At 38.5% G+C, this 2,661-nt stretch carries 4 protein-coding genes; all 4 read left to right on the top strand.

What is annotated here, in order from left to right:
• The first annotated feature begins 372 nt into the window (after window positions 1-372).
• The 4 genes from KO525_RS19440 (at window position 373) to KO525_RS19455 (ending at window position 2,612) form a co-directional block, all read left to right on the top strand.
• Window positions 373-1,568 (top strand): IS3 family transposase gene (locus KO525_RS19440; RefSeq protein WP_215965517.1). Its coding sequence is split into 2 segments (ribosomal slippage): window positions 373-631 and window positions 631-1,568, totalling 1,197 coding nucleotides; the frame shifts between segments, so codons are not numbered across the junction.
• Window positions 1,565-1,831 carry a hypothetical protein gene (locus KO525_RS19445; protein ID WP_215965518.1) on the top strand — a complete coding sequence of 89 codons (267 nt, stop codon included), beginning with the start codon at window positions 1,565-1,567 and terminating at the stop codon, window positions 1,829-1,831. Before KO525_RS19440 ends, KO525_RS19445 begins: the two co-directional genes overlap by 4 nt.
• A 154-nt stretch (window positions 1,832-1,985) precedes the next feature.
• Window positions 1,986-2,147, top strand: a complete 162-nt coding sequence (locus KO525_RS19450) for a hypothetical protein (RefSeq protein WP_215965519.1) — start codon at window positions 1,986-1,988, stop codon at window positions 2,145-2,147.
• A gap of 75 nt (window positions 2,148-2,222) precedes the next feature.
• Window positions 2,223-2,612: a DUF4144 family protein gene (locus KO525_RS19455; protein WP_368668268.1), complete on the top strand. Its 390-nt coding sequence runs from the start codon at window positions 2,223-2,225 to the stop codon at window positions 2,610-2,612.
• Window positions 2,613-2,661: the final 49 nt, after the last annotated feature.

The raw sequence follows: 2,661 nt of genomic DNA on the forward strand, positions 1-2,661 counted from the left end.
TGGGTGACCCCACAGGTCTAGTTCGCTTTTAATTGCCACTTAGCAAAATCAAAAACTCACTAGTAAATAAAAGTGGGTAAGTGGCAAAGGTTAAAGTAATTTGATACAAATATATTTAATAGAGTAAAGCTAACCTGTTTAAGTTGTTTTGTGGATTAATCGAAATAAGGAAGCACACTAATGGATATAGTTAGTTTCATGAATATTGAAGAGACTGATAAGGATTTAATCATTTCCTTTGCTCTAGATATTGGAGATGGTTATATAAAAACGCTTCTCCTTCACCGGACATTATTTTGTAGTGGCATAGTGATTTTGGCCACCTAATTAGAGGATGTTATGATTGAATCATAACAGTATTAGGTGAAGATAATGGCTAAGAAGTCACGTAAAAATTTCAGCCCAGAATTTAGATTAGAAACGGCACAATTGGTACTCGATCATGGTTATACCCATGAAGAAGCAGCTAAGGCCATGAATGTGGGTTATTCGACGATTGGTAAATGGGTTAAACAGTTAAAAGAAGAACGGCAAGGCAAAGCGCCTAAAGCAACACCCATGACTCCCGAGCAGATTAGGATAAGAGAGCTTGAAAAGAAAATTGAACGCATTGAATTAGAAAAGGAAATTCTAAAAAAGGCTACGGCTCTGTTGATGTCGGACTCACTGAACAATTCGAATTAATCGAAAAACTCAATCAGAGCCATAAAGCCAGGTATCCAATTAAATTATTGTGCGACGTTTTCAGCGTTCACCGCAGTAGCTATAAATATTGGTTAAAGCGAGATAACTCGCCATCGCTTGAGTATCAAATGCTGCTTAAAAAGGTCGAGAATGCTCATGAGTTGAGTGGTGGCTCCGCAGGCGCCAGAACAATAAGTGAAATCATTACACAAGATGAAAGTGACGTAACGTTAAGTCGATACCGAGCTACTAACTTAATGAAAAAGCTTAATTTAGTCAGTTGCCAGCTACCTCAACATGCTTATAAGAAAGGCTCAAAGGAGCATGTGGCAATACCTAACTTGCTTGAACGTCAGTTTGATGTAACTGCGCCCAATCAAGTCTGGTGCGGCGATGTGACGTACATATGGACAGGAAATCGTTGGGCTTATTTAGCGGTCGTGATTGATTTGTTCGCTCGAAAACCTGTTGGGTGGGCAATGTCACACTCACCTGATAGCGATTTAACAGTCAAAGCACTAACAATGGCTTACGAGCTACGTGGCAGACCTGAAAACGTGATGTATCACAGTGACCAAGGCAGTCACTACACGAGCCGAAAATTCAGACAGAGGCTGTGGCGTTACCAGATAACACAAAGCATGAGCCGACGCGGAAATTGCTGGGACAACGCACCGATGGAGCGATTTTTCAGAAGTTTAAAGACAGAATGGATACCGACGGTAGGTTATCGTAGTTTTAATGAAGCCAAGATAGATATCACGAAATATATTATTGGCTATTACAGCCAAGTTAGGCCGCATCAGCATAATGGCGGTTTGGCACCAAATGAGTCAGAGAGAAGATACTGGCTAAACTATAAAACCGTGGCCAATTTAACTTGACCACTACATTTTTTGAATTTATCATGCCGGAAGAAGAACGTGGTACAAAAGTTAGTCTCGCAGATCTTGAGCTAGATATAGAAAAAGAGCAAATGAATACTCTCGAATATGTTTCATTTGATGATAAAGTCATGAAAATTACTGCTCGGTTTAGCTCTCACGAAATAAACCTGAGAAAGCTTCAAGTTGAAGAAATAGATCAAATTAAAGAGTCTTTGATTAAGCATAACTTCGATGACAGGTTTGAGATAAAACTCAAATGAGCCATTAAACAGGGGCAAAATACGGCTGGCAGCTTTCGTACCTCAACACTTAGCCAACATTTTTTTACCACTATACTTTCGTACGTCGCTAATTTTGGCCAATAATTAAAAGCCTCCAAATGAGGTTTTACAAATATTTATCTAGGAGAAAAACATGGAAGCTATGGGTGTATTAGGATTTATTTTTGGTTTGGCAGGGTTTTCTTATGCGAATGCGGTAAAAAGTGATATCGCCAAATTAAGGCAAGAGTTTGAAGATTTTAAGGCATCTTTAAATACATCTGAGGAATCGGATATAAAAGGCGCTGAGGAATAGGCTCATTTAGCTGCACATTTAAACTAAATACAGTTATCAGCAGTCGTATAAAGTCTGACAAGTAATGTTTGACTAGTGTTTGTTCGCCTACATTTTAGCTTATATTTCTTAACTATTTTATTGGATTCTTATGTCTCAGCGGTATCTGTCATGATCATGTGGCCTTGCATGTTAAAGCTTTACGGTGATGACGAGCTTATTTTTTTAAATTCACTTCGTGACGTTAATTTTGAATGCGGTGAACTGCTCTTTAGTGATGACGACTATGTTATTGACTCAGTTGGCCATTGCTATTTAATTAAACCTATTGAAGGACAAATTGGTTTAATTAAAAACAACAAAGTTCTGTCAACCGATGACGTACTTCATTTAATACGTGCACACGAATTTAATAAATCGTCAGTCTGCCTGACTAAAATTCATTTTTTTACCATTTCTGACGCTATCAATTCACTCTCTATTTAAACTAGCTATGCCGACCAGTGGAGACCAGTGGGGTCAGAGTCTGTAGGAT

It is taken from the genome of Psychrosphaera sp. B3R10, from assembly GCF_018861025.1.
In the GTDB taxonomy this organism is placed as follows: Bacteria; Pseudomonadota; Gammaproteobacteria; order Enterobacterales; family Alteromonadaceae; genus Psychrosphaera; species Psychrosphaera algicola.